The sequence below is a fragment of the Serratia sp. ASV30 genome (assembly GCF_016428815.1).
Lineage (GTDB): Bacteria > Pseudomonadota > Gammaproteobacteria > Enterobacterales > Enterobacteriaceae > Chania > Chania fonticola_C.
In genome coordinates, this window is the sequence record NZ_JAELTL010000018.1 from 47,312 (window position 1) to 69,983 (window position 22,672).

Annotated in this window: 19 protein-coding genes and 1 riboswitch; of the genes, 8 read left to right on the top strand and 11 right to left on the bottom strand. The window is 55.9% G+C overall.

Features of this window, described 5'->3' with window-relative positions; all coding sequences use genetic code 11:
- Positions 1-65: 65 nt before the first annotated feature.
- The 6 genes from ubiA to JHD74_RS10545 form a co-directional block, all read right to left on the bottom strand.
- Positions 66-932, bottom strand: coding sequence for a 4-hydroxybenzoate octaprenyltransferase (gene ubiA / locus JHD74_RS10520; RefSeq protein WP_024528013.1), 867 nt, complete (start codon positions 930-932; stop codon positions 66-68).
- A gap of 17 nt (positions 933-949) precedes the next feature.
- The gene (gene ubiC, locus JHD74_RS10525) at positions 950-1,471 is read right to left on the bottom strand and encodes a chorismate lyase (protein ID WP_024483987.1); all 522 of its coding nucleotides are present in this window, start codon (positions 1,469-1,471) and stop codon (positions 950-952) included.
- A gap of 301 nt (positions 1,472-1,772) precedes the next feature.
- Complete coding sequence (gene malM, locus JHD74_RS10530; protein ID WP_024528014.1) at positions 1,773-2,675, bottom strand: maltose operon protein MalM; 903 nt, start codon at positions 2,673-2,675, stop codon at positions 1,773-1,775.
- 113 nt (positions 2,676-2,788) lie between these two features.
- Positions 2,789-4,084, bottom strand: a complete 1,296-nt coding sequence (locus JHD74_RS10535) for a maltoporin (RefSeq protein WP_199062684.1) — start codon at positions 4,082-4,084, stop codon at positions 2,789-2,791.
- Positions 4,085-4,113: 29 nt separating this feature from the next.
- Positions 4,114-5,229 (bottom strand): maltose/maltodextrin ABC transporter ATP-binding protein MalK, encoded by a 1,116-nt coding sequence (malK, locus tag JHD74_RS10540; protein ID WP_024528016.1) that lies wholly within the window; start codon positions 5,227-5,229, stop codon positions 4,114-4,116.
- A complete protein-coding gene (locus JHD74_RS10545; RefSeq protein WP_199062685.1) occupies positions 5,222-6,196 on the bottom strand; it encodes an alpha-amylase family glycosyl hydrolase in 975 nt (324 codons plus the stop codon). Before JHD74_RS10545 ends, malK begins: the two co-directional genes overlap by 8 nt.
- 354 nt (positions 6,197-6,550) lie before the next feature.
- On the opposite strand from JHD74_RS10545, the gene malE reads away from it, so the two are divergent.
- The 3 genes from malE to malG all read left to right on the top strand — a co-directional run bounded on the left by malE (position 6,551) and on the right by malG (position 10,321).
- Positions 6,551-7,747: a maltose/maltodextrin ABC transporter substrate-binding protein MalE gene (malE, locus tag JHD74_RS10550; protein WP_024528018.1), complete on the top strand. Its 1,197-nt coding sequence runs from the start codon at positions 6,551-6,553 to the stop codon at positions 7,745-7,747.
- A 93-nt stretch (positions 7,748-7,840) separates the two neighbouring features.
- Positions 7,841-9,418 carry a maltose ABC transporter permease MalF gene (malF, locus tag JHD74_RS10555; RefSeq protein WP_024528019.1) on the top strand — a complete coding sequence of 526 codons (1,578 nt, stop codon included), beginning with the start codon at positions 7,841-7,843 and terminating at the stop codon, positions 9,416-9,418.
- 12 nt (positions 9,419-9,430) lie between these two features.
- Positions 9,431-10,321 (top strand): maltose ABC transporter permease MalG, encoded by an 891-nt coding sequence (gene malG, locus JHD74_RS10560; protein ID WP_024528020.1) that lies wholly within the window; start codon positions 9,431-9,433, stop codon positions 10,319-10,321.
- An 88-nt stretch (positions 10,322-10,409) separates the two neighbouring features.
- Here malG and psiE read toward each other — a convergent pair whose 3' ends face one another.
- A complete protein-coding gene (gene psiE, locus JHD74_RS10565) occupies positions 10,410-10,817 on the bottom strand; it encodes a phosphate-starvation-inducible protein PsiE (RefSeq protein WP_021180827.1) in 408 nt (135 codons plus the stop codon).
- Between the two features lie 223 nt (positions 10,818-11,040).
- Here psiE and JHD74_RS10570 point away from each other — a divergent pair, with 223 nt between their 5' ends.
- Positions 11,041-12,477, top strand: a complete 1,437-nt coding sequence (locus JHD74_RS10570; protein ID WP_199062686.1) for a capsule assembly Wzi family protein — start codon at positions 11,041-11,043, stop codon at positions 12,475-12,477.
- A 62-nt stretch (positions 12,478-12,539) separates the two neighbouring features.
- Here JHD74_RS10570 and pgi read toward each other — a convergent pair whose 3' ends face one another.
- A complete protein-coding gene (gene pgi / locus JHD74_RS10575; protein ID WP_065684838.1) occupies positions 12,540-14,186 on the bottom strand; it encodes a glucose-6-phosphate isomerase in 1,647 nt (548 codons plus the stop codon).
- Positions 14,187-14,523: 337 nt separating this feature from the next.
- A riboswitch (Lysine riboswitch) is annotated at positions 14,524-14,717 on the top strand.
- A 110-nt stretch (positions 14,718-14,827) separates the two neighbouring features.
- Between pgi and lysC the strand changes: the two genes are divergently transcribed.
- Both lysC and panS read left to right on the top strand, forming a co-directional pair.
- Entirely contained in the window at positions 14,828-16,195 is a 1,368-nt protein-coding gene (gene lysC, locus JHD74_RS10580; RefSeq protein WP_024528023.1) for a lysine-sensitive aspartokinase 3, read from the top strand.
- Positions 16,196-16,434: 239 nt separating this feature from the next.
- On the top strand, positions 16,435-17,355 hold the full coding sequence (panS, locus tag JHD74_RS10585) for a ketopantoate/pantoate/pantothenate transporter PanS (RefSeq protein WP_024528024.1): 921 nt from the start codon (positions 16,435-16,437) through the stop codon (positions 17,353-17,355).
- 90 nt (positions 17,356-17,445) lie between these two features.
- On the opposite strand, the gene JHD74_RS10590 is transcribed toward panS, so the two are convergent.
- A complete protein-coding gene (locus tag JHD74_RS10590; RefSeq protein WP_024528025.1) occupies positions 17,446-19,095 on the bottom strand; it encodes a Na/Pi cotransporter family protein in 1,650 nt (549 codons plus the stop codon).
- Between the two features lie 308 nt (positions 19,096-19,403).
- On the opposite strand from JHD74_RS10590, the gene JHD74_RS10595 reads away from it, so the two are divergent.
- Positions 19,404-20,657 carry an FAD-dependent oxidoreductase gene (locus tag JHD74_RS10595; RefSeq protein ID WP_199062687.1) on the top strand — a complete coding sequence of 418 codons (1,254 nt, stop codon included), beginning with the start codon at positions 19,404-19,406 and terminating at the stop codon, positions 20,655-20,657.
- Positions 20,654-20,926 carry a 4Fe-4S dicluster domain-containing protein gene (locus tag JHD74_RS10600; RefSeq protein WP_024528027.1) on the top strand — a complete coding sequence of 91 codons (273 nt, stop codon included), beginning with the start codon at positions 20,654-20,656 and terminating at the stop codon, positions 20,924-20,926. The genes JHD74_RS10595 and JHD74_RS10600 overlap by 4 nt, the downstream gene beginning before the upstream one ends.
- On the opposite strand, the gene JHD74_RS10605 is transcribed toward JHD74_RS10600, so the two are convergent.
- Positions 20,923-21,861 carry an electron transfer flavoprotein subunit alpha/FixB family protein gene (locus tag JHD74_RS10605; protein ID WP_199062688.1) on the bottom strand — a complete coding sequence of 313 codons (939 nt, stop codon included), beginning with the start codon at positions 21,859-21,861 and terminating at the stop codon, positions 20,923-20,925. The two genes, JHD74_RS10600 and JHD74_RS10605, sit on opposite strands and share 4 nt — an antisense overlap.
- Complete coding sequence (locus tag JHD74_RS10610; protein WP_199062689.1) at positions 21,858-22,661, bottom strand: hypothetical protein; 804 nt, start codon at positions 22,659-22,661, stop codon at positions 21,858-21,860. The genes JHD74_RS10605 and JHD74_RS10610 overlap by 4 nt, the downstream gene beginning before the upstream one ends.
- Positions 22,662-22,672: the final 11 nt, after the last annotated feature.

Below are 22,672 nucleotides of genomic sequence, written 5' to 3' on the forward strand. Positions count from 1 at the left end.
CTGGTCGGTTACCACGAAAAAGGCATCCGATAATGGATGCCTTTTTACTTTCTGCATTGAGCAAATCAAACGTAGCTAAGCGCAATACCGATGAACAACACCAAACCAACGTAGTTGTTATTCAGGAAGGCACGGAAGCAGGCATCGCGCTCGCGGCCAGCCACCTGCTTTTGCTGATGGATAAACAGCGCTCCCGCCAGCAACAGCGACCAGTAAAACGCGCCTCCCAGTTGCACTAGATAACCCACCCACAGCATCAGCAACAGCGTAGCAAACTGCAACAACCCGACGATCAGCTTGTCATGGCGGCCAAACAGCACCGCGGTGGACTTGATCCCAATCTTCAAATCGTCATCACGATCGACCATGGCATACAGGGTATCGTAAGCCACCGTCCAGCAGATATTGGCCAGAAACAGCAGCCAGCAGCTCAGTGGCAGCGACTCGCTGACAGCAGCATAGGCCATCGGGATCGACCAGCCAAACGCCGCCCCCAGCACCACCTGTGGCAGATTGGTCACCCGCTTCATAAACGGGTAAACCCAGGCCAGCGCCAGAGCCGCTAGCGACAGCCAGATGGTCATCGCGTTCAACGTCAACACCAGCGCAAAGGAAACCAGCACCAGCGAGACAAACAGGATCTTGGCCTCTTTTTCGCTGACGCGGCCGCTCGGCATCGGGCGGCCAGCGGTGCGTTTCACATGCCCATCGAAAGCGCGATCGGCATAGTCATTTACCACGCAACCCGCAGCACGCATCAGGAAAACGCCGAGCACAAACACCAGCAATACCGACGGCGAGGGAACTCCCCCCCCTGCCAACCACAATGCCCACAAGGTAGGCCACAGCAACAATAGCGTGCCAATCGGCTTATCGATACGCATCAGATGGCAATAGGCCTGCCATTTGCTTTGAATCACGCTCCCTTCCAAAGTTCTTTCTCCCCTAATTATGCCGGAGTGCCCTTTTCCACCGCATACAGTGGAGAGGCCGGTAGAAACAGTTCCGTCAGTAATAATGGTTTTCCCGCCAGACGAAGACGAGAACGCCGCGCCCACAGATCCTTCTGCTGGCCAACATGGATATAATCACGAGTCAGGCTTTCACTGCTGAACAGATAACGGCCCAGTGGCAACGTCCCCAGATCGACCAACGCCAGATCCGGCCCGGTCAGTGTTTCCTGTGGGATCACCGTACGCCCCAGCAGCCAAGGCTCGCCGTCACCCAGTAAGACGATCTCACGCAGCCAATAGCGCTCGCTATGTGGCAGATGAACTGCCTCTTCGGCAAGCTGGTCACGAGTGATGAAGCATTCACGCTGAGGCTCTACCTGCACGCGGCCACAGTGGCGCTCAAAACGGCGGGTCATGGAACCTAACTCCATCAGCCAATCGCTAACGGCGGCAGGTATTGAGGAATGTTCAGACAGCCACTCAATAGGCGGCAGGATGGGATCCCTATTGCCAGACATTTTGCTACTCCAGGCCAGAGGCTGCGTGCCGCGCCAAGCCATACAAACTGTTAACAGAAATCCATTGTAACGCAGAAATGCAAAAGCGGCAGGCAGATTCGTGACGTAACGCGCCCCCCATTATCAGGGGGTAAAACGGCAGGCTGCCGTAGTGGAAGATATCATAACGCGAGGGCGTTCGCGCTGTTGGCGCCAAGCTTGAGCAAGAAAGCCCCCGCCTGCTGGATGTAAGTGACTTGCAGATGAAAAAAGGTGCGCCAAAGCGCACCAATCATCAAGCCAGCATCAGTAGCGTGGGGGATTACCCCTTGCCTTTCACGCTGCCAATAAACGTTTCACGAGCGGTGGTGGAACCCAGTTTTTCGGCCTCATTCATCAGTTTCAGCGCCTTATCAATATCCCCCGCCTTGACCGCCTGTTTGATGCCGTTATTGAAGTAAGCCTCGGTATCATTGAGCATCGGCTCTGCCGGTGCGGTGGCAACCGGTGCTGGTGCCGCAACTGCCGGAGCGGTGGCACCCACCACGACCGGAGGCGTTGCCGGAGCCGATTGCAGCATGCCAATCATGATGTTGCTGGCCCCTTGTTCTGCTGTCACCTTCAGCTTCAACGTGCCGCTGGTGCTGTGGCTGGCGATCGGATCCGGGATGTCCGGTACCGCGTTACCCACCCCTTGGGCGTAGGCTTTGGCCGGGTTGGTCAGGATGGTGGTTTTAGCCAGATCCTGCTGGGTGGTGTACACCAACAGATAAATCTGTTTTTGCCCCAGCGCAGGGGTCAGTTTCAACGTGCCCTCCAGCCGATCGGCGGACATCACGCCCGGTGGCTGGTAAGCGAAATAGCTGCTCGGATAATAGGCCGCCGGGCGCATATGTTCATCCAGCACCAATACGCTTGGGGCATAGATTGAGTTTTTATTGGCCAGACTGCTCAGTTGGATTTCCAGCGATCCCCGATCGGCCGGCAGCGCAAATGCGGCAACGGCCCCCTGGATCTGGCCCTGGTTGATCTGTGGGCTGACGGTATTGAGTTGGACATCCTGGGTCACCGGCGGTACCAAGGGCTGCCAAGGCAAACTTTGCAGGGTGGCGGCACTGATGGCCGGTGCGACAGAAACGTTGGCCGGAGTATCGGCATAGGTCGCCAGCGGTGCGCCGACGGTCAACGCCAGAGACAGGCAGAGTGACAGTAGATTTTTTTTCATTGTTATTACCCTCTCGCTTTAAGCGTGTATCCCGGCAGCGGGCAGGCAAGCGCACTATTGCCGGTTAAACGGTAAGAGGGAGGGCGTGCAGACGCCCTCCCGTCAAGCCAGTATTACCACCAGATTTCCATCTGGGCACCGAAGGTGACTTCGCTGTCTTTACCACGGCTGAAGGTATGCATGCTGGTATCGTTATAAGCCGTACCTGCGTTGTAGCCCGCACCGGAATCGTTGTTTGCGTAGCCCCACTTCTCATCCCAGTTGGCGTAGGTCGCGAAGACACGGATCGCCGGACGTGACCAGATGCTGTTACCCGCTTGCCACTGTTGTGCCAGGGTAACTTTGTATTGACCGTTACGATCGCCAGTACGTTGAGACTTCACGTTGTCGTAGCCAACTTCCATCAGGGTGCTCATGATTGGCGTCCATTTGTACATTGGGCGTACGCCCACGGTGTACCAGGTGGTGCCGTTGTCATTGTCGCGGTTAACGTCCTGATACATGGCAACGTACATCATTGCCCAATCATCGTTGAAGTCGATGGCACCGTGATCCAGCACGCGGATCATCTTGCCGTTGTTATCAATGGAAGCCCCTTGGCTGCGGCCGTTGTTCTGCGCAGTCATGGAATCGGTAGCGTACTGCACCGTGAATTTGTTGAAGCCGCCCAGGATGCTCTGGGTATGTTCCGCAGTAAACATCCAACCGTCTTTACTTGCCCCGTCGACCAGGTGGTAACCGTCTTGCTCATTGGCACGGCCATAATCCACACCCAGTTCCAACGTACCGCCCGGGTTCAGCTCAAGGCCAGCCAAACGCAGGTCGTAGGTATCGTTGACGGTTGGACGCTCGTCACGTTGATTGTCGATATAGCCTAAGGAACCACCGGATTCGGTGTTACGGGTCACGGCAGCAGACAGCTTGCCGAAGCCCAGATCGATATTTTCCAGACCGGCACCAGGACCTGAGATGTCCCAGTAGTAGAAGTCGATCATATGGACGTCATGACGTTGATAGAAGCGCTTACCGGCCCACATGTTGGCACCTGGCAACGCGTCAATCAGGTTTTTACCCTGCACGTTAACTTCACGGAAGGCCGGGCTGGTAGATTCCCAGTCAGACTGTTGCGACACGGAATAGGCCACGTTAGTGTCGAAGTAGAAGCTCTTGTCGCCCTCTTTCCACACTTCCTGGCCCAGTTTCAGTTCCGCATAGGTTTCACATTCGTTACCCAGACGGTACTTACTGCTGGCACCGGTGGTCTGGAAACACTGTTGCTCACCGCCGCTCCCGGTCCAACCGATACCGGAACGTGCGTAGCCGTGGAAATCCACCGCCATCGCTGATGAGGATAAGACACCGGCGGCGACAGCCAGAGTCAGAGGAAGTTTGCGCAGAGTAGTCATCATTATTCTCCTGTTATACAGACCTTGATGCTTTAAACACCCGGTTCCTGATGCAGCCGTTTACACGCCGTCCCATCCTCACGGAACAGGTGGCAGCGGTGTGGCGGCAGGCCGATGGCGAATGTTGCACCTTCTTCTACCAGCACCACGTCGTTCTGGCGGTAAACCAGGTTTTGACGAATTGCCGGAATTTGGATATGGATTTGCGTCTCGTTGCCGAGCTGCTCCACCACCTGTACTTCACCCATCAATGTCACTTCAGATTCGGAACTCGGTAACAGATGTTCTGGGCGGATACCCAACGACAGGTTGGTCCCCACCTCAATGCCCTGCCCTTCAACCGGCAGCCATACCAATTGACGATTAGGCATCGGCAGTTCGATCTGTACCCGCAGCGCTTCCACACCGGTCACTTTCACCGGCAGGAAATTCATTTTCGGCGAGCCGATAAAGCCCGCGACAAAGCGGTTGGCCGGGTAGTGATAGAGTTCCAGCGGCTTACCGATCTGGGCCACACGCCCGGCGTCCAGCACCACGATTTTGTCGGCCAGCGTCATCGCTTCGACCTGGTCGTGAGTGACGTAAATCATGGTGCGCTGCAGCCGCTTGTGCAGACGTGAGATCTCAATGCGCATCTGCACCCGCAGTGCGGCATCCAGGTTGGAAAGCGGTTCGTCCAGCAGGAATACATCGGGTTCAGCCACCAGCGTACGGCCAATCGCCACACGCTGACGCTGTCCACCGGACAGGGCTTTTGGGCGTCGGTCCAGCAAATGCGCTAATTGCAGCACTTCGGACACCTGATTAACCCGCTGATTGATTTCCGCTTTTTTAGCCCCGGCCAGCTTCAGGCCAAATGACATGTTGTCGGCCACGGACAGATGTGGGTACAGCGCGTAAGACTGGAACACCATGCCGATACCGCGCTCGGAAGGCGGCACCTCATTCATCCGTTTTTCGCCGATGAACAGATCGCCAGAGGTAATATCCTCCAGCCCGGCGATCATGCGCAGCAACGTTGATTTACCGCAGCCGGATGGCCCGACAAACACCACAAACTCGCCGTCATCGATAGTCAGATTGACGTCTTTGGAAATCACGACCTCGCCGAAGGCCTTATAAACGCTGCGCAGTGTGACGCTAGCCATGCGTTACTCCCCTGCTTTCGCAGTTAACATTTCGTGTGAAGATGGCGGAACCGAAGCCCGCCAAGACCCATTGATGACCCTCTTGCTGCGCACCGTACTGCCATGCCATAGGCTTGGTCGCCTCAGCCGGTGCGGCCGGCTGAGTATAAGGCTGTAGGTTGATCAGCGCTTCAAGGCATTGATCCTGATGGGTAATAAGTAAGCGAATAACGCCATTTTCCTGGCTGATCTGGTTCAGAACACCACATTGGATCACCGGGTGCTGACGCAGGGCCAATAGGGCCTGGCAGTAACGTAAGGTTGAATGGTGGTCGTGTTGCTGGCGGCTGATGGCCAGCGCACGGTGTTCTATCGCCACCTGTTGATACCAGTGGATCTCTCCTGCGGTGACCTGCTCCGGCGCTTCATGCCAAGGCATCGGGGTTTGTGCCCCCTGCGGTTCTTGCAGATCCGCCGCGTGTGGCAAGCCCAATTCTTCGCCCTGATACAAACAGATAGGAGCGGGCAGCAATGCCAGCAGGGTCAGGAAAGCCTGCGCAGAACGCAGATCGCCTTGCCCCCAATGGCTGACCACCCGCGGCTGATCGATTTCGCCAGTACTCCAGACTTTTTCGCCCAGTTGGTGACGATGCGTATGTAATACCTCCACCAGCTTTTCGCAGCTGAACGGCACCACTTCCAGCGCCAACGCGCTGCGGGCATAGTGCTGTTCGGGAGCGGCACTGCGGCAGATACGCTGAGTGCCTTCACTGTGCCAAAGTGCCAGCCCGTGTCCGGCCACTTCCGCTCCAGCCTCTGGCGATAACGCCAGCGGCAATAACAGCCCGTCCACCGCCAGTGCTTTCAGATAGGGCAGCGCCGCCATCATGCCGTGTACGTCGCCCACACCATCGCCGTTTCCATCGCGGAAACTGACCGGATGGATCCGGTACAACGTGGGGTGAGTAGCGGTACGCACTGGTGACATAGGTCAGGGTTCCTGCAGCGTTAGGCGGTAAAAATCAATGTTGCCAATAGTGAGGTAATGGCAAGGAGGGGTAATCATCCGTAACAGGATTTTTCATGGGGGAGGAGATGGGAGGATGAGAGAACGACGATGCGCGGCGAAAGTTCCCGGCAGAAGGCAAATCTGTGATCTTCCTTGCAAAAATAGCCCTGCCTTTTAGTGTCCGACACCACAGAATAGGGCGGTTTGCTAGCTGGATCACACTACTCAGGCATGGGGCGTAGACGGGGGGAGGATGAGAACACAGCGGGTTGTGACCCACTATTAGCGCGTAACCGCTCTCCTTACCGCAGTCCCCACAGAAGGATTGGATTTATGAATCGCACAATGACAACAACCGTACGCACGCTGGCGCTTTCAGCATTAACGACGCTGGTGCTCTCCTCCTCCGCTTTCGCCAAAATAGAAGAAGGCAAACTGGTTATCTGGATCAACGGCGATAAAGGCTATAACGGCCTGGCCGAGGTAGGTAAAAAGTTTGAGAAAGACACCGGCATCAAAGTGACCATCGAACACCCGGACAAACTGGAAGAGAAGTTCCCGCAGGTTGCCGCTACCGGTGACGGCCCGGATATCATCTTCTGGGCTCACGACCGTTTTGGGGGCTACGCGCAATCGGGCCTGTTGGCAGAAATCCACCCTTCCAAAGCCTTCCAGGAAAAAATCTATCCGTTCACCTGGGATGCGGTACGCTTTGACGGCAAGCTGATCGGTTACCCGATCGCGGTGGAAGCCCTGTCGCTGATTTATAACAAAGACCTGATCAAAGAAGCGCCAAAAACCTGGGAAGAGATCCCGGCGCTGGATAAAGAGCTGCGCGCCAAAGGCAAAAGCGCCATCATGTGGAACCTGCAAGAACCCTACTTCACCTGGCCAGTTATTGCCGCCAATGGCGGTTATGCCTTCAAGTTTGAAGATGGCAAATACAACATCAAAGACGTGGGCGTAGCCAACGCCGGTTCACAGGCTGGCCTGCAGTTCATCGTCGATCTGGTGAAAAACAAGCACATCAACGCTGATACCGACTACTCGATTGCAGAAGCCGCCTTCAACAAGGGCCAGACGGCGATGACCATCAACGGGCCTTGGGCCTGGACCAACATCGAGCAAAGCAAAATCAACTATGGCGTCACGCTGCTGCCAACCTTCCAGGGCAAACCGTCCAAGCCGTTCGTTGGCGTGCTGACCGCAGGCATCAACGCCGCCAGCCCTAACAAAGAACTGGCGACCGAGTTCCTGGAGAACTACCTGATTACCGATCAGGGCCTGGCTGACGTTAACAAAGATAAACCGTTGGGTGCCGTGGCGCTGAAATCGTTCCAGGAACAGCTGGCAAAAGATCCGAAGATTGCCGCCACCATGCAGAACTCGCAAAACGGCGAAATCATGCCAAACATCCCGCAGATGAGTACCTTCTGGTATGCGATGCGTAGCGCCGTGATCAACGCCATCACAGGCCGCCAGACGGTGAAAGCCGCACTGGAAGATGCTCATACCCGTATCACCAAGTAATACCCTGGCCATTGGCGGGCTGTGATGCCCGCCTTTGCCCTGCTGTGTGAGAGGCCGTTGGCCTCTCGCGGTAACACCTGAAAGGAAAGCCCTATGCAACTTGCTCACGCCGGAACACCCGCGCGAAAAAAATCGAAGTGGTGGCAGAGTGACATACTGAAATGGCTGATTGTCGGCCTGTTCAGCCTGGTAACCTGCTATCTGATTGTGGTGATGTATGCACAGGGAGAATATCTGTTCGCCATCCTGACGCTGGTGTTGGTCAGTGCCGGGCTCTACGTGTTCGCCAACCGCCGTGCCTATGCCTGGCGCTACGTCTATCCTGGCGTCGCCGGAATGGGGCTGTTCGTCCTGTTCCCGCTGATTTGCACCATCGCCATCGCCTTTACCAACTACAGTAGCACCAACCAGCTGACCTTCGAACGCGCTCAGTCGGTGCTGATGCAACGCCAATTCCAGACCGGTAAAACCTTCACCTTTGGACTGTATCCGGCAGAAAACCAACAGTGGCGTTTGCAGTTAACTCATCCAGATAGCGGCCAACTACTGATATCCGCGCCGTTTAGCCTCAACGCCAGTGAGCCACAAACGTTGAAATTGGCGGTTGAAAGCGCTGAACCCGCCGGTGAGCGCGCTACGCTGCGCGTGATCACCCAGAATCGCCAGACGCTGAGCCAGATTGTTGCCATCCTGCCAGAAGGTGGCGAGTTGCGCATGAGCTCCCTGCGCCAGTTCTCCGGCACCAGCCCGTTGTACACGCTAGCCAAAGACGGCAGCACGCTGACCGATAACCAGACCCAGGTACAATATCGCCCTAACCCGGAGATCGGTTTTTATCAGGCCGTTAACGCCGAGGGCCATTGGGCGACCGACACCCTCAGCCCGGGTTATACCGTCACCATCGGCTGGAAAAACTTCTTACGGGTGCTCAACGATGAAGGCATCCAGAAGCCGTTTATCTCCATCTTTGTCTGGACCATTATTTTCTCGGTGATGACCGTGATCCTCACCGTGGCCGTAGGCATGGTGCTGGCCTGCGTGGTGCAGTGGGAAGCGCTGAAAGGCAAAGCGGTGTATCGGGTATTACTGATCCTGCCCTACGCGGTGCCTTCGTTTATTTCCATTCTGATTTTCAAAGGGTTATTTAACCAGAGCTTCGGTGAAATCAACCTGATGCTCAACGCGCTGTTCGGCATTAAACCGGCCTGGTTCACCGATCCACTCACCGCCAAAAGCATGATCCTGGTCGTCAATACCTGGCTGGGTTATCCGTACATGATGATCCTGTGTATGGGCCTGCTGAAAGCCATTCCCGACGATCTGTATGAAGCCTCGGCAATGGACGGCGCCAGCCCGATGCAGAATTTTTTCCGTATCACCCTGCCGCTGCTGATCAAGCCGTTGACGCCGCTGATGATTGCCAGCTTTGCCTTCAACTTTAACAACTTCGTGCTAATCCAACTGCTGACCCGCGGCGGACCAGACATGATCGGCACCACCACACCGGCCGGCTATACCGATCTGTTGGTGAGCTACACCTATCGCATCGCGTTTGAAGGCGGTGGGGGTCAGGACTTCGGGCTGGCGGCGGCCATTGCCACGCTGATTTTCCTGTTGGTTGGCGCACTGGCGATCCTGAACCTGAAAGCCAGCAAAATGAACTTTGACTAAGGGAGAACGACAATGGCCATGGTGCAACCCAAATCCCAGCGCGTACGCCTGTGGATCACCCATATTCTGATGCTGAGCTTTATTGCCCTGATCATGTTCCCGTTGCTGATGGTGGTGGCGATTTCGCTACGCTCCGGTAACTTTGCCACCGGCAGTCTGATCCCGGATCAAATCTCTTGGGATCACTGGCGGCTGGCGCTAGGGATGAGCGTTACCCAGGCGGATGGCAGCGTCACTCCACCGCCTTTCCCTGTACTGTTATGGCTGTGGAACTCGATTAAAGTCGCGGCGATCACCGCAGTGGGGATCGTGACGCTCTCTACCACCTGTGCCTACGCCTTTGCCCGCATGCGTTTTCGTGGCAAAAGTACCCTGCTGAAAAGCATGCTGATCTTCCAGATGTTCCCGGCAGTGCTGTCTTTGGTTGCACTGTATGCCCTGTTCGATCGTCTGGGGCAGTACATTCCGTTTATCGGCCTCAATACCCATGGCGGTGTGATATTCGCCTATATGGGCGGTATTGCGCTGCACGTCTGGACCATTAAAGGCTACTTCGAAACCATCGATAACTCGTTGGAAGAAGCCGCCGCCCTGGACGGTGCCACGCCTTGGCAAGCGTTCCGCCTGGTGCTGCTGCCCCTTTCAGTCCCGATCCTGGCGGTGGTGTTTATTCTGTCGTTTATCGCGGCAATCACCGAGGTGCCAGTAGCTTCACTGTTGTTACGCGACGTAAACAGCTACACGCTGGCCGTCGGCATGCAGCAATATCTGAATCCGCAGAACTATCTATGGGGTGACTTTGCCGCCGCAGCGGTGTTGTCCGCCATTCCGATCACTGCAGTATTCCTGCTGGCGCAGCGCTGGTTGGTCGGTGGCCTGACGGCGGGAGGGGTGAAAGGTTAATTTATGCCACTGCAATACGTTTGATGTACTTTGTTTCTCTCTATGAACTGTGTCTTTGGCGGCCTTCGCTGGGCCGCCATTTTTATGGTTACTCCCGCTTCAGCCGATCGGTATTGGCCAGATACAAGGTCACCACCAGTAATAATATGGCGCCGGAATAAACCAGCGTGTCGAAAGGGTTCTCATGATCAACGATGATCAAACGAATAATCGCGGTGATGCCAATATAGATAAAGTAGCGTAGCGGGAAGTGATAGCCCGACTCAAAGTATTTAACAATCAAGGCAATAAATTCGAAGTAGAGGAAATAAATCACGATCCCCTCAATCAGCTGGTACGAAGAAGACTCCTCGTTACTGACGAATAATACTTTCGCCAAATGAAAGGTTTCTTTGACCAAAAAAACTACCAGAATCGCCGCCAATAGCAGCAACCCCACGTTTAGTACCCGCTGTAGCCCTTTTGCGATCATCAATGATCGTGATGTTTTTGCCATGACTTCTCCCGTCGTTCGGCCAGTTATAAGTGCAGAAATGCCTAATGGGCTTTTTCCTAAAGTTGCCCTGAGGGTTTATCTTCAGGCGAACCACCCTATTTTCAATCAGTTGCATGAATTGATTACGCTTGTATATATTTGTAGCAAATTGAAATGTCCTCTATCATGGGCGCAGTCTCAGGCATTATGCCTCTAAATTCCCGTAATCTAGAAAGGAACTTTCATGCGAGCTAAACTCCACGCACTGGTCGCGGCAGGCCTTTTCACCTGTTCGTTTGCCAGCTACGCCGGCGGACTGGTGACTCCTGATAACGATCTGCGCAATGACCTCGCCTGGTTATCCGATCGCGGTGTGATTAACGTCAGCCTGTCTACCTGGCCGCTAAGCCAGGAAGAGATCAACTCGGTGCTGGCGCAAGCCAAGCCGGTGACCAACACAGAAAAAACCGTCATTGACCGCGTACAGCGCCGGGTGGGTGACTTAAAAGCCAATATTACCGTCACCGGTTATACCTCTACCGACAAGCCTGGCACGCCGCAGGGCTTCGGTCAGAGTCACTATGCCGACAGCAGCCTGACCATCGGCGCTGGCGCCAACGGTGAGTTCTGGGACGTGCGTCTGCAAGGTGCCGTGGAAGGCGATCAGCGCGTCTCCGATGGTTCCAAATTCAACCTGAACGGCTCATACGGTGCCATCAAAGTGTGGAACCAGTGGCTGTCATTCGGTGAAGTCTCTCAATGGTGGGGTCCTGGCTATGACGGCAGCCTGATCCGTTCCGACGCGGCACGCCCGGTGGCTGGCTTTATGCTGCAACGTGCCGATCAATCCCCGTTTGAAACACCTTGGCTGTCCTGGATTGGTCGTTGGCAATATCAGCTCACCGCAGGTCAACTGTCACAATATACCGCAGTACCTAACACCAAACTGATCGGTGGCCGTCTGACCATGATGCCAACCGACTTCCTGGAACTGGGTGCCTCACGCATTATGCAGTGGGGTGGCGATGGTCGTCCGCAATCCTTCAGCTCATTCTGGGACGCCTTTGCTGGCCGCGATAACGACGACTCCGGCCAAGGTAACGATCCGGGCAACCAGCTTGCCGGTTTCGACTTCAAGCTGAAAATGCAGCCGTTGATCGGTATGCCGGTCAGCCTGTATGGCCAGTTGGTGGGGGAAGATGAAGCCGGCTACCTGCCATCACAAAACACCTACCTGCTCGGCCTGGAAGGTCACCCAGAGTGGGGCCCAACCGTTATCAACTGGTATATCGAAGGGGCTGATACCCGCGCCGATATGAGCCGTAAGGGTTACGTGTATAACCACTACACCTATAAAGACGGTTACTACCAGCAGGGTTACCCGCTGGGTCACGCTATGGGCGGTGACGGGCAAATGCTGTCCGGCCGTGTCGAACTGGTGCTGGACGATGGCCAGCGCTGGAGCACTCGCCTGGTGTATGCCAAGGTGAACCCGCTGAACCAGAGCATCAACCAGGCATTCCCGAAATCTGACACGCTGAAAGGCATTCAGTTGGGTTGGGGTTATAACTTCGCTTCACAAGTGAAGTTTGATACCAGCCTGTGGTACACCGATAACAACAACAGCACCGCCGATGACGTGGGTGCCGGTGTCAGCATGGCAGTACCAATCAATCTGTGATCCCTACAGATATCAAAAAACCCGCCGCGGCGGGTTTTTTATTGGCGGCTATTCAGAGCAACTTAACGCCAGGCTTTAAAGCGATTGATCAAACCGTTGGTTGAGGTGTCGTGGCTGGTCACCGCTTCTTTACCCGCCAGTTCCGGCAGAATACGGTTAGCCAGCTGTTTACCCAGCTCTACGCCCCATTGGTCGAAGGTGAAGATATTGAGGATCGCGCCCTGGGTGAAGATCTTGTGCTCATACAGGGCAATCAGGCTACCCAGGCTGAACGGGGTGATCTCACGCAGCAGGATGGAGTTGGTTGGGCGGTTGCCTTCAAACACTTTGAATGGGGCAACGTGCTTGACCTCTTCCGGCGTTTTACCCTGTGCGGCGAACTCTTCCTCAACCACGTCCAGAGATTTACCGAACGCCAGCGCTTCTGTCTGTGCGAAGAAGTTCGACAGCAGTTTGGCATGGTGGTCGCTCAGCGGATTATGGCTGATGGCCGGAGCGATAAAGTCGCAAGGCACCAGCTTGGTCCCCTGATGGATCAACTGATAGAACGCATGTTGGCCGTTGGTGCCTGGTTCACCCCAGATAATCGGGCCGGTCTGGTAATCTACCGGATTGCCGTTACGGTCAACGTATTTGCCATTAGACTCCATGTTGCCCTGTTGGAAATAAGCGGCAAAACGGTGCATATACTGGTCGTACGGCAGGATCGCTTCGGTCTCTGCGCCGAAGAAATTGTTGTACCAGATACCGATCAGCGCCAACAGCACCGGCAGGTTTTGCTCGGCAGGCGTCTGGGCAAAGTGCTTGTCCATCTCATGCGCGCCGCTCAGCAACTGCTCGAAGTTTTCAAAGCCCAAAGACAGCGCGATAGACAGGCCGATTGCCGACCACAGAGAGTAACGGCCCCCCACCCAGTCCCAGAATTCGAACATATTGTCGGTGTCGATACCAAACTCGGCCACCGCTTTACCGTTGGTAGACAGCGCGGCGAAGTGTTTCGCGACGTGCTGCTGATCGCCAGCGGTGTTCAGGAACCAGTCGCGCGCGCTGTGGGCGTTGGTCATGGTTTCCTGAGTCGTGAAGGTTTTAGACGCCACCAGGAACAGCGTAGTCGCCGGATCCAACGGTTTTAGCGTTTCGGCGATATGGGTGCCGTCTACGTTGGAAACAAAGTGCATGTTCAGGTGGTTTTTATAGGGGCGCAGCGCTTCGGTTGCCATATAAGGGCCGAGATCTGAGCCGCCGATGCCGATGTTGACCACGTCGGTAATCGGTTTGCCGGTGTAACCTTTCCAGTCACCACCGATAACACGGTCGCAGAACTGTTTCATCTTCGCCAGCACCGCATTGACTTCTGGCATCACGTCCTTGCCATCAACAATGATTGGCGTGTTGCTGCGGTTACGCAGGGCAACATGCAGCACGGCACGATCTTCCGTACGGTTGATTTTCTCACCGGAGAACATCGATTTGATCGCGCTTTGCAGGTCAGTTTCTTTCGCCAGCGCCTGCAGCTTCTCCAGGGTTTCTGCGGTGATGCGGTTTTTGGAGTAATCCACCAGCATCTGATCGTTGAAAGTGGCAGAGAACTTGGAGAAACGCTCACTATCCTGAGCAAACAGGTCACGGATCTGGACGTCTTTGATTTGTTCGAAATGTTGCTGCAGGGCTTGCCAAGCAGCGGTTTGACTAGGATTGATATTTTTCATAGCGGCGCTCTTATGCTTGAGAATGAATATGAGGTGATGGACCGATTGTAGCCTGTTCGCCTGTGATTATGATCTCTTTTCTTGCGATAGGCGTTAACTCTCAGACCGCCGCACCCCATTTTTACCTTTCCACAACAATCTGCTGATATTTCACCTAACAGCCTGTTATCACAACGCTGAAACGTCCCTCTCACCACGCTTTTCTCTTGATGCGCAGTCCGCAATATTCGGTCGCTCTGCTCCCCGCTGAGCGCAGATGAAAATCCCTCAGCGTCTTCCCGTTGACAGTAGCCAATAAACCCGTTATTCCTAACAGCCTACTTGCACATCCACTGTGCAAGCCAGAAGAGGCGCGTCGCCCAGGTAGAGTGTCAGAGGAGCCATTATCCGATGACGGCACTGGAGGGGGAGCGACGCCGAGGCGAGATGCTTACGGCAACCATCACGTCGGCTACAGGGGCTGAATCCCCTGAGTTGTCACCATGGGCTGCTCTGAATGAGCAGTCAGCAAGGTGGGGCGCTTCTGGGTGTATCGTAGCCTCAACCTCTACGCCTGCTCCCTGTTTACCGCTCTTCCCTTGTGCCAAGGCTTATGGAAATTAAATGCCAATTTGAATGGCGTCCCTGACACGAGGTTTTACATGACTCAAGCAGCACCCCAAAACGCAACCGTAGTTGCCAAATTCGGCGGCACCAGCGTGGCCGATTTCGAGGCGATGAACCGCAGCGCCGACGTGGTTCTTTCCAATCCCGATGTCCGCTTGGTAGTTCTGTCCGCCTCTGCCGGTATCACCAACCTGTTGGTGGCCCTGGCCGAAGGCTGCGACACCGACAAGCGCAACGAACAACTGGCCGAAATCCGCCGCATTCAATACGCCATTCTCGATCGCCTCGATAACCCGATGGTGGTTCGCGAAGAAATCGACCGCATGCTGGAAAATATCACCACGCTGTCGGAAGCCGCTGCGCTGGCCACCTCAGCCGCACTGACCGATGAACTGGTTAGCCATGGCGAGCTGATGTCTACCCTGCTGTTTGTGGAAATTCTGCGCGATCGTAAGGTACAGGCAGAATGGTTCGATGTGCGTAAAGTGATGCGTACCGACGACCATTTCGGCCGCGCCGTACCGGACAGCGCCGCGCTGACCGAGTTGGCTCAAACCCTGTTGAAGCCGCGCCTGCAACAGGCGTTGGTGATCACCCAGGGCTTTATCGGCTGTGAACCCAAAGGCCGTACCACTACGCTGGGCCGTGGTGGCAGTGACTTTACTGCGGCCCTGCTGGGTGAAGCATTAAACGTCAGCCGCGTGGATATCTGGACTGATGTTCCGGGTATTTATACCACCGACCCACGGGTGGTGCCTGCCGCCAAACGTATCGATAAAATTGCCTTTGAAGAAGCGGCGGAAATGGCCACCTTCGGTGCCAAAGTGCTGCACCCGGCCACTCTGCTACCTGCCGTGCGCAGCAACATCCCGGTCTTTGTCGGCTCAAGCAAAGATCCTGCCGCGGGTGGCACGCTGGTGTGCAATACCACGGAAAACCCGCCGCTATTCCGCGCGCTGGCCTTACGCCGCAAGCAAACCCTGCTGACGCTGCACAGCCTGAACATGTTGCATGCACGCGGCTTCCTGGCCGAGGTGTTCAACATTCTGGCCCGGCATAATATCTCGGTCGATCTGATCACTACTTCTGAAGTCAGCGTGGCATTGACCATGGATACCACCGGTTCCACCACCACTGGCGGCAGCCTGTTAACCACCTCTCTGCTCACCGAACTGTCCTCGCTGTGCCGGGTGGAAGTGGAAGAAAATCTGGCCCTGGTCGCCCTGATCGGCAACAAGCTGTCACAGGCCTGCGGCGTCGGTAAAGAGGTGTTCGGCGTGCTGGATCCGTTCAATATCCGCATGATCTGTTACGGAGCCAGCAGCTATAACCTGTGCTTCCTGGTGCCGGGCGATGATGCGGAGCGCGTGGTACAAACGCTGCATCACAATCTGTTTGAGTAAGCCCCTCACCCTACCCCTCTTCCACAGGGAGAGGGGACTGAACGTGCCACAGGTTAATATCTGCACCTACCTGTAGCCCCCTCTCCCCACCACAGTACAACAGGCATCCCTGGACGCCATATCGGGAGAGGGCCGGGTGAGGGGAGATCGATTGGCCTGAACTGAATCTACAGAGGCCCAGCGCACTGGGCCCACCACAACACACACCCGTTCAATATTGGCAAAGGATAACCCCTCTCATGCTGGCAAAAATCACACGCTTATTCCCATTATGGGCCGTGCTGCTGTCCATTGCGGCCTACTACACCCCGTCGACCTTTACCGGTATCAGCCCTTACGTCAGTACGCTGCTGATGCTGATCATGTTTGCCATGGGCGTCACCCTGCGCCTGGATGACTTCAAGCGTGTTCTGTCGCGTCCCGGTCCGGTAGCGGCGGGGATCTTCCTGCATTACCTGATTATGCCGCTGGCCGCCTGGCTGCTGGCGATGCTGTTCCGTATGCCGCCGGATCTCTCCGCCGGTATGGTGCTGGTAGGCAGCGTAGCCAGCGGCACCGCCTCCAACGTGATGATCTATCTGGCTAAAGGCGATGTCGCCCTGTCAGTGACCATTTCGGCCGTTTCTACGCTGGTTGGTGTCTTTGCCACCCCACTGCTGACACGCCTGTATGTCGATGCAAAAATCAGCGTGGATATCATGGGGATGTTATTCAGCATTCTGCAGATCGTGGTGATCCCGATTGGGCTGGGCCTGATCGTCCACCACAGCTTCACCAAAACCGTCAAGCGGGTTGAACCCTATCTACCAGCCCTGTCGATGGTGTGTATTGTGGCGATCATCAGTGCGGTGGTCGCGGGTAGCCAGAGTCATATTGCCTCGGTAGGCTTTGTGGTGATTATTGCGGTGATCCTGCATAACGGGATTGGGTTATTGAGCGGCTACTGGGGTGGGAAACTGTTTGGGTTCGATGAGTCCACCTGCCGTACGCTGGCCATTGAAGTCGGTATGCAAAACTCCGGACTGGCGGCAACGCTGGGCAAGATCTACTTCTCACCACTGGCCGCGCTGCCGGGTGCATTGTTCTCGGTGTGGCACAACCTCTCCGGCTCACTGCTGGCAGGTTACTGGTCAGGTCGCCCGATCAAGAAACAGGATTAATAGCAAACAGGCTCACAAGGGGCGTAGCATGCGGCGCCCCTACGGTCGACTTTGTCATCAATCTGAGGGCCATTAACGGCCCTTCATTCACTATGGCGTTCTAGGACTTTCCTCCCAGTCACGGTCATCGTCTTTCTCATCCTGATCAAGCGCGTTATAGGCCACCGCGCAGAACAGTGAGTTAAGCCGCTTCATATCCCCCAACAACGCCAGATGCAGCGAGCTGGTTTCGATACTTTGCACGTTTTGCTGATGCAGGCGATCGACGTGCGCATGGGCATAACGACGATCCAGAATGCGGAAACGGTGCTTGGAGCGGCGTAACCGCTTGGCACTGGTGATATCACCGGAGAGAAACACCGACAGGCTAAGGCGCAGATTGTCAGTCAACTTTTCATGCAGTTGGTCCAGTTCGGCCAGGCCTTCGGCGGAGAACGAACTGCGCGCGCCATGTGATTGATCCGCCACGTCACTAGCCATACGTTCGATAATATCGCCAGCCTGCTCCAGGTTGAGGGCCATTTCGATGATCTCTGCCCAACGGCGCGAATCCGCCTCTCCCAGGTCTTCCTTCTGGATCTGCGCCAGGTAGAGTTTGATGGCGGTATACAACACGTGAACGTCATCGTCCAGACGGCGAACTTCTTTGGCCTGGATGCGCTTACCATGCAATACCTCATGGTGCAGGATCATCATATGTTCTATTACGTCCCCCATCCGCAGGGTTTCGCGCGCCGCATTAGCCAGTGCCAAACTTGGCGTATCCAGGGCACTGACGTCGAGGTGGCGTGGCCGCAAACGGGGATCTTCCGTAGGAGCATCGACGATCCACGTTTCGCACAGGCGCGCCATCGGCCCTGACAACGGCACCTGTAGCAGACAACGCACCAGGTTGTAGAACATGTGGAAATAGATCACCAACTCTTCTGCATTACCAGGCAGCCGCTCAATACCGTGCGCAATCAGGGAAACAAACGGCAGCACCAGCGCACTGCCCAACAGTTTGAACAACAGGCTACCCAGCGCCACGCGACGTCCTGCGGCATTCTGGCCGCTGGTGTTCAACATCACCAACAGGCCGCTGCCCAGGTTGGCACCAATCACCAGGCACAGCGCCACCTGTAGAGAAATCACGCCCGAGGCGGTCAACGTCGCGGTTAACAACACCGCTGCCAGGCTGGAATAGCTGATAATGGCAAACAGGGCACCGATCAGCGCGTCAAGCATCACATCGCCGGTCAATGACGAGAAAATCACTTTGACGCCATAGCCCTGGGTGATCGGCGTAGCGGCGGCCACAATCAGTTCCAGCGCCAATACAATCAGGCCAAGACCAATAGCGACGCGCCCCATCTGGCCTACGCGGGTTTGCTTGCGGCTAAGGAATAAAATCACGCCGACAAAAATCAGCAGCGGCGAAAGCCAGGAGAGATTGAACGTCAGCACCCGCGCCATGATCGCCGTGCCAACATCGGCCCCCAGCATAATCACCAGCGCAGGCCCAAGACCCACCAGCCCTTGAGCCACAAAAGAAGAAACCAGCAACGCCGTCGCATTACTACTTTGCACCAACGCGGTTACGCCAATACCTGCCACAAAAGCCAGCGGTTTTTTCTCTATGCTGCTGCTCAGAACCTGGCGCAAATTGGCACCATAGACCCGCATAATGCCGGTACGAACGATGTGAGTTCCCCATACCAGCATGGCAATGGCGGAAAGCAGATTAAGAAGGGTCAACACGGAAGGCTCACTCCATTGACGCCCGGCAGGCACCACAGGCTATCCCGCCTGCCAGACGCCAGTTAAGCAGGACAGCGGCAAATCGCTTATTGCTATCAAGAAGGAATATCCAGAGGGGGAGCTATCAATCATTACGATAGCGAAATGATGCAACTACCCGGAATATAACAGTTTCCAATTGTAGCCTAATTTGGTTGCCCTCGGGCGAAAATTGGCCACAAACGCGCAAAAACTGTGCAATATCAATGAACTCTGACAGACGAGTGTTATTCTAATCGTCACACTTCAACCCTTGGTAAACAGAGCTGATGGAACACCCTGGTTTTGCAGCCATTATCGTTGGCGGCGGCGTTGCGGGCTGCACTGCAGCGCTATTATTGGCACGCGCGGGCATCAGTACTTTGTTACTGGAGCGGGGTACTCAGGCGGGCAGTAAAAACGTTAGCGGTGGCAGGTTATACTCCCATGTCCTGGCCAATCTGCTGCCGAATTTTGCCGCTACCGCCCCTCTGGAACGTCATATCACCCAAGAAAGACTCTCAATGGTGAGCGGCAATAGCGCGGTGACACTCGATTATCGCCATACCTTGCCCTGTTCCTACAGCCTGCTGCGCGCCCGTTTCGATCCCTGGCTGATGGCGCAGGCGGAGGCCGCCGGGGCGCAATGCCTGACCGGAACACAGGTCGATGAACTGATCGTGCAGCAAGGCCGGGTGGTCGGCGTTATGACGGCGGGTGAAGCGTTATACGCCAATACGGTGATCCTGGCAGAAGGGGCCAATACGCTGCTTGGCGAGCATGCAGGATTGCAGCCAAAGCCACCAGCAGCAACGATGGCGATCGGCGTGAAAGAGCTGTTGGCACTGCCGCGCGAACGGTTGGAAGAGCGTTTCGCACTGGAGAATAACCAAGGTTGCGCCTGGCTGTTCGCTGGCCAGCCCACGCAAGGGAAAATCGGCGGGGGTTTCCTGTATACCAACCGCGATAGCCTGTCGCTCGGCGTGGTGTGCAATCTTTCCAGCCTCACAGAAAGTAAAATCGCCCTGCCGCAGATGCTGCAACAGTTCAAACAGCACCCTGCCGTGCGGCCATTGCTGAAAAATACCGAGTTACGGGAGTACAGCGCCCATCTGATCCCCGAAGGGGGAGCGGAAAGCATGCCACCGCTGTTTGGCCCTGGCTATCTGCTGGTCGGCGATGCAGCCCGGTTATGTATCAATACCGGGCATACCGTGCGAGGTATGGATCTGGCAATGCTATCGGCACAGGCAGCAGCGGAAACCTTGATTTCCGGGCAAGAGTTGCAGCATTATCCCCTACGGTTACGGCGAAGTTCGCTCTGGGCGCTGGTCCAGCAGTATCGGCGTCTGCCGGAGATGATGTTGCAATCTCCCCATTGGTTTAGCCGTTACCCGCAGTTGGCAGCCGACGTGCTGCAAGAGATGTTTGAGGTCAATGGAAATGCCCCTACGCCGTTGCGTAAGCTACTATGGCGCCACGCGCGCCGCATCGGCCTGAAGCAATTACTGAAAGATACCGTCAATGGAATGCGCAGCCTATGAACCAGCCCGATCTCAGCCACAACCATTATCAGGGGGATCACGCCGATCCACACATCATCCTGGCCGATGCACAGGATCGTACGATGCTGATGCGTTTGGTGATCGCCTGCCCCGCCGGGCTGTACCAGTTCCAGCCGGATGGCAGCCTGCGTTTCGACGTACAGGGTTGCCTGGAATGCGGTACCTGCCGCCTGCTATGTGGGGAAGAAACCATCACCCGTTGGCGCTATCCGCAGGCGGGCAACGGGATTGAGTTCCGCTTCGGTTAAAGGGCGTTGGCCAGAGCCTCTAGCACCTCGTGCATATCACCCACAATTCCTACGTCAGCCTGGGCAAAAATGGCCGCCTGTGGATCCTGGTTGATCGCCACAATCAGCTTGCTATGGCGAATACCGATGGCGAACGCCGGAGCACCAGAAACCCCAGCAGCAATGCACACTTCGGGAGCAATGATGGCACCGGACATGCCCAGCAAGCGATCCATCTCGCACCAGGCGTTCATCACTACCGGCCTGCTGGCGGCCAACTCTGCGCCCATGTTGGTCGCTAACTGCTGCATCTGGACAACCTGCTGGACACTGCCAACCCCTTCCCCGATGGCCAGTACATAGCGCGCCCGGCTCAGCGGTGACGCTGCGGGTTGCGGTGAACACGCCGAGGCCAGTATCCACTCGGCATCGGGTATATTGGCTGGCTCAAAGCGTCTGGCTGCCACCGGGCCTGGCACTATTTCAACGTTTACCGCACTGCTTCGGGCCACGCTCAGGCACCAAGGTTCCCGTACCATCGCCAGTTCGGCGGTGAGATTGTTGCCATAGACGGCTTTGGTTACCCGGCATTCACTGCCGTTAATTTGCGCCTGTTCCACCGCACAACAGGCAGAACCGCCACTCCGGCAGGCCAGACGCGTGGCCAACTCGCCACCTTCATCGCCAGCAAACAGCAGTAATCGCGGTGCGAAAGCTTGCCGCATCTGCTCCAATACCGCTAATCGCGTCTCTGCCAGCCGGGGAGCGCTAACCCAACGTATTTGAGCCACCTCGCCGTCCAGGCGTGGCAGACTCTGTGGCACCTCATCGCTGAATAGCCAGAGCTCCAGGCTCTCTGCAGCAAGCTCGCTCAGCCGCAAGAACTGATTAATCTGGCTGGCCTGCGTTGGAAAGTTGGGGGCATCCGCATCCAATATCAGTGCAATATTCATCATGGCCACCGTTCACCGAGATAATCCTGGCACAACCGCTGCACTTTCTGCTCCACGCTGTCCCCCTCAATCACTACCCCGGCGCGACGATGCTCCACATAGCTTAAGCCACACAATTGCACATCACTGACGGGTTGCTCCGCTATTGCCAGGTCGGTGGGTGACAGACGTTGGACCTGCCGTTTACCCGCCGCCAGCTTCTGCTTTAACGTAGGAACGCGTAACGCACTCGCCTGTTGCGAGTTCCCCACCACCAGCACTAAAGGAGGCATCACCGTCATCACCTCCTGCCCGTAATCCGTTTGCCGAGTAACCCGTAAGGCCCTCACTTCTTCTGCCGCAGCTAATTGGCAAACGCCGGTGATACAGGGCCAGCCGAGGCGTTCTGCCAACAGCAAAGGCGTTTGGCTATTTTGCCCTTCCAGGCTTTGCGCCCCCATGACGATCACCTGTTGGGATCCCATATGCTGCTGATAGGCCGCGATTAGGGCGGCAACCGTTGCAGGGTTAAAACGCAGATCCCACTCCGCAGGAGGCTCAATGCGTACCGCCTGCTGATATTCCAGCGCCATCAGTTGTTTCAGCGCCGGTTCGGCCATAGCATCGGCCACCGTCAAGACGCTCAGGTTAAGTTCCCTCTCATCACGTAGCATCAGCACCATTTCCGCCGCGCTTTCGTCATAGCCGCTTAACAGACGCCGGGCAAATCGGGTATCAATCTGCAACCGCTCATCGGGTTGCCAATCGCTTTTTGCCAACATGCCCAGATCCGGTGCGACCTTAATCGCCAACAGCAGGTTCATCCGTTTCTCCT

Excerpts from the sequence above, each read along its gene's own strand:
- JHD74_RS10570 (WP_199062686.1), top strand. The coding sequence starts at position 11,041 with ATGCGAGCTAAACTCCACGCACTGGTCGCGGCAGGCCTTTTCACCTGT.
- JHD74_RS10610 (WP_199062689.1), bottom strand. The coding sequence starts at position 22,661 with ATGAACCTGCTGTTGGCGATTAAGGTCGCACCGGATCTGGGCATGTTG.
- JHD74_RS10605 (WP_199062688.1), bottom strand. The coding sequence starts at position 21,861 with ATGATGAATATTGCACTGATATTGGATGCGGATGCCCCCAACTTTCCA.
- JHD74_RS10600 (WP_024528027.1), top strand. The coding sequence starts at position 20,654 with ATGAACCAGCCCGATCTCAGCCACAACCATTATCAGGGGGATCACGCC.
- ubiC (WP_024483987.1), bottom strand. The coding sequence starts at position 1,471 with ATGTCTGGCAATAGGGATCCCATCCTGCCGCCTATTGAGTGGCTGTCT.
- malE (WP_024528018.1), top strand. The coding sequence starts at position 6,551 with ATGAATCGCACAATGACAACAACCGTACGCACGCTGGCGCTTTCAGCA.
- psiE (WP_021180827.1), bottom strand. The coding sequence starts at position 10,817 with ATGGCAAAAACATCACGATCATTGATGATCGCAAAAGGGCTACAGCGG.
- malK (WP_024528016.1), bottom strand. The coding sequence starts at position 5,229 with ATGGCTAGCGTCACACTGCGCAGCGTTTATAAGGCCTTCGGCGAGGTC.
- panS (WP_024528024.1), top strand. The coding sequence starts at position 16,435 with ATGCTGGCAAAAATCACACGCTTATTCCCATTATGGGCCGTGCTGCTG.
- JHD74_RS10595 (WP_199062687.1), top strand. The coding sequence starts at position 19,404 with ATGGAACACCCTGGTTTTGCAGCCATTATCGTTGGCGGCGGCGTTGCG.
- malF (WP_024528019.1), top strand. The coding sequence starts at position 7,841 with ATGCAACTTGCTCACGCCGGAACACCCGCGCGAAAAAAATCGAAGTGG.
- malM (WP_024528014.1), bottom strand. The coding sequence starts at position 2,675 with ATGAAAAAAAATCTACTGTCACTCTGCCTGTCTCTGGCGTTGACCGTC.
- pgi (WP_065684838.1), bottom strand. The coding sequence starts at position 14,186 with ATGAAAAATATCAATCCTAGTCAAACCGCTGCTTGGCAAGCCCTGCAG.
- malG (WP_024528020.1), top strand. The coding sequence starts at position 9,431 with ATGGCCATGGTGCAACCCAAATCCCAGCGCGTACGCCTGTGGATCACC.
- JHD74_RS10545 (WP_199062685.1), bottom strand. The coding sequence starts at position 6,196 with ATGTCACCAGTGCGTACCGCTACTCACCCCACGTTGTACCGGATCCAT.
- JHD74_RS10535 (WP_199062684.1), bottom strand. The coding sequence starts at position 4,084 with ATGATGACTACTCTGCGCAAACTTCCTCTGACTCTGGCTGTCGCCGCC.
- lysC (WP_024528023.1), top strand. The coding sequence starts at position 14,828 with ATGACTCAAGCAGCACCCCAAAACGCAACCGTAGTTGCCAAATTCGGC.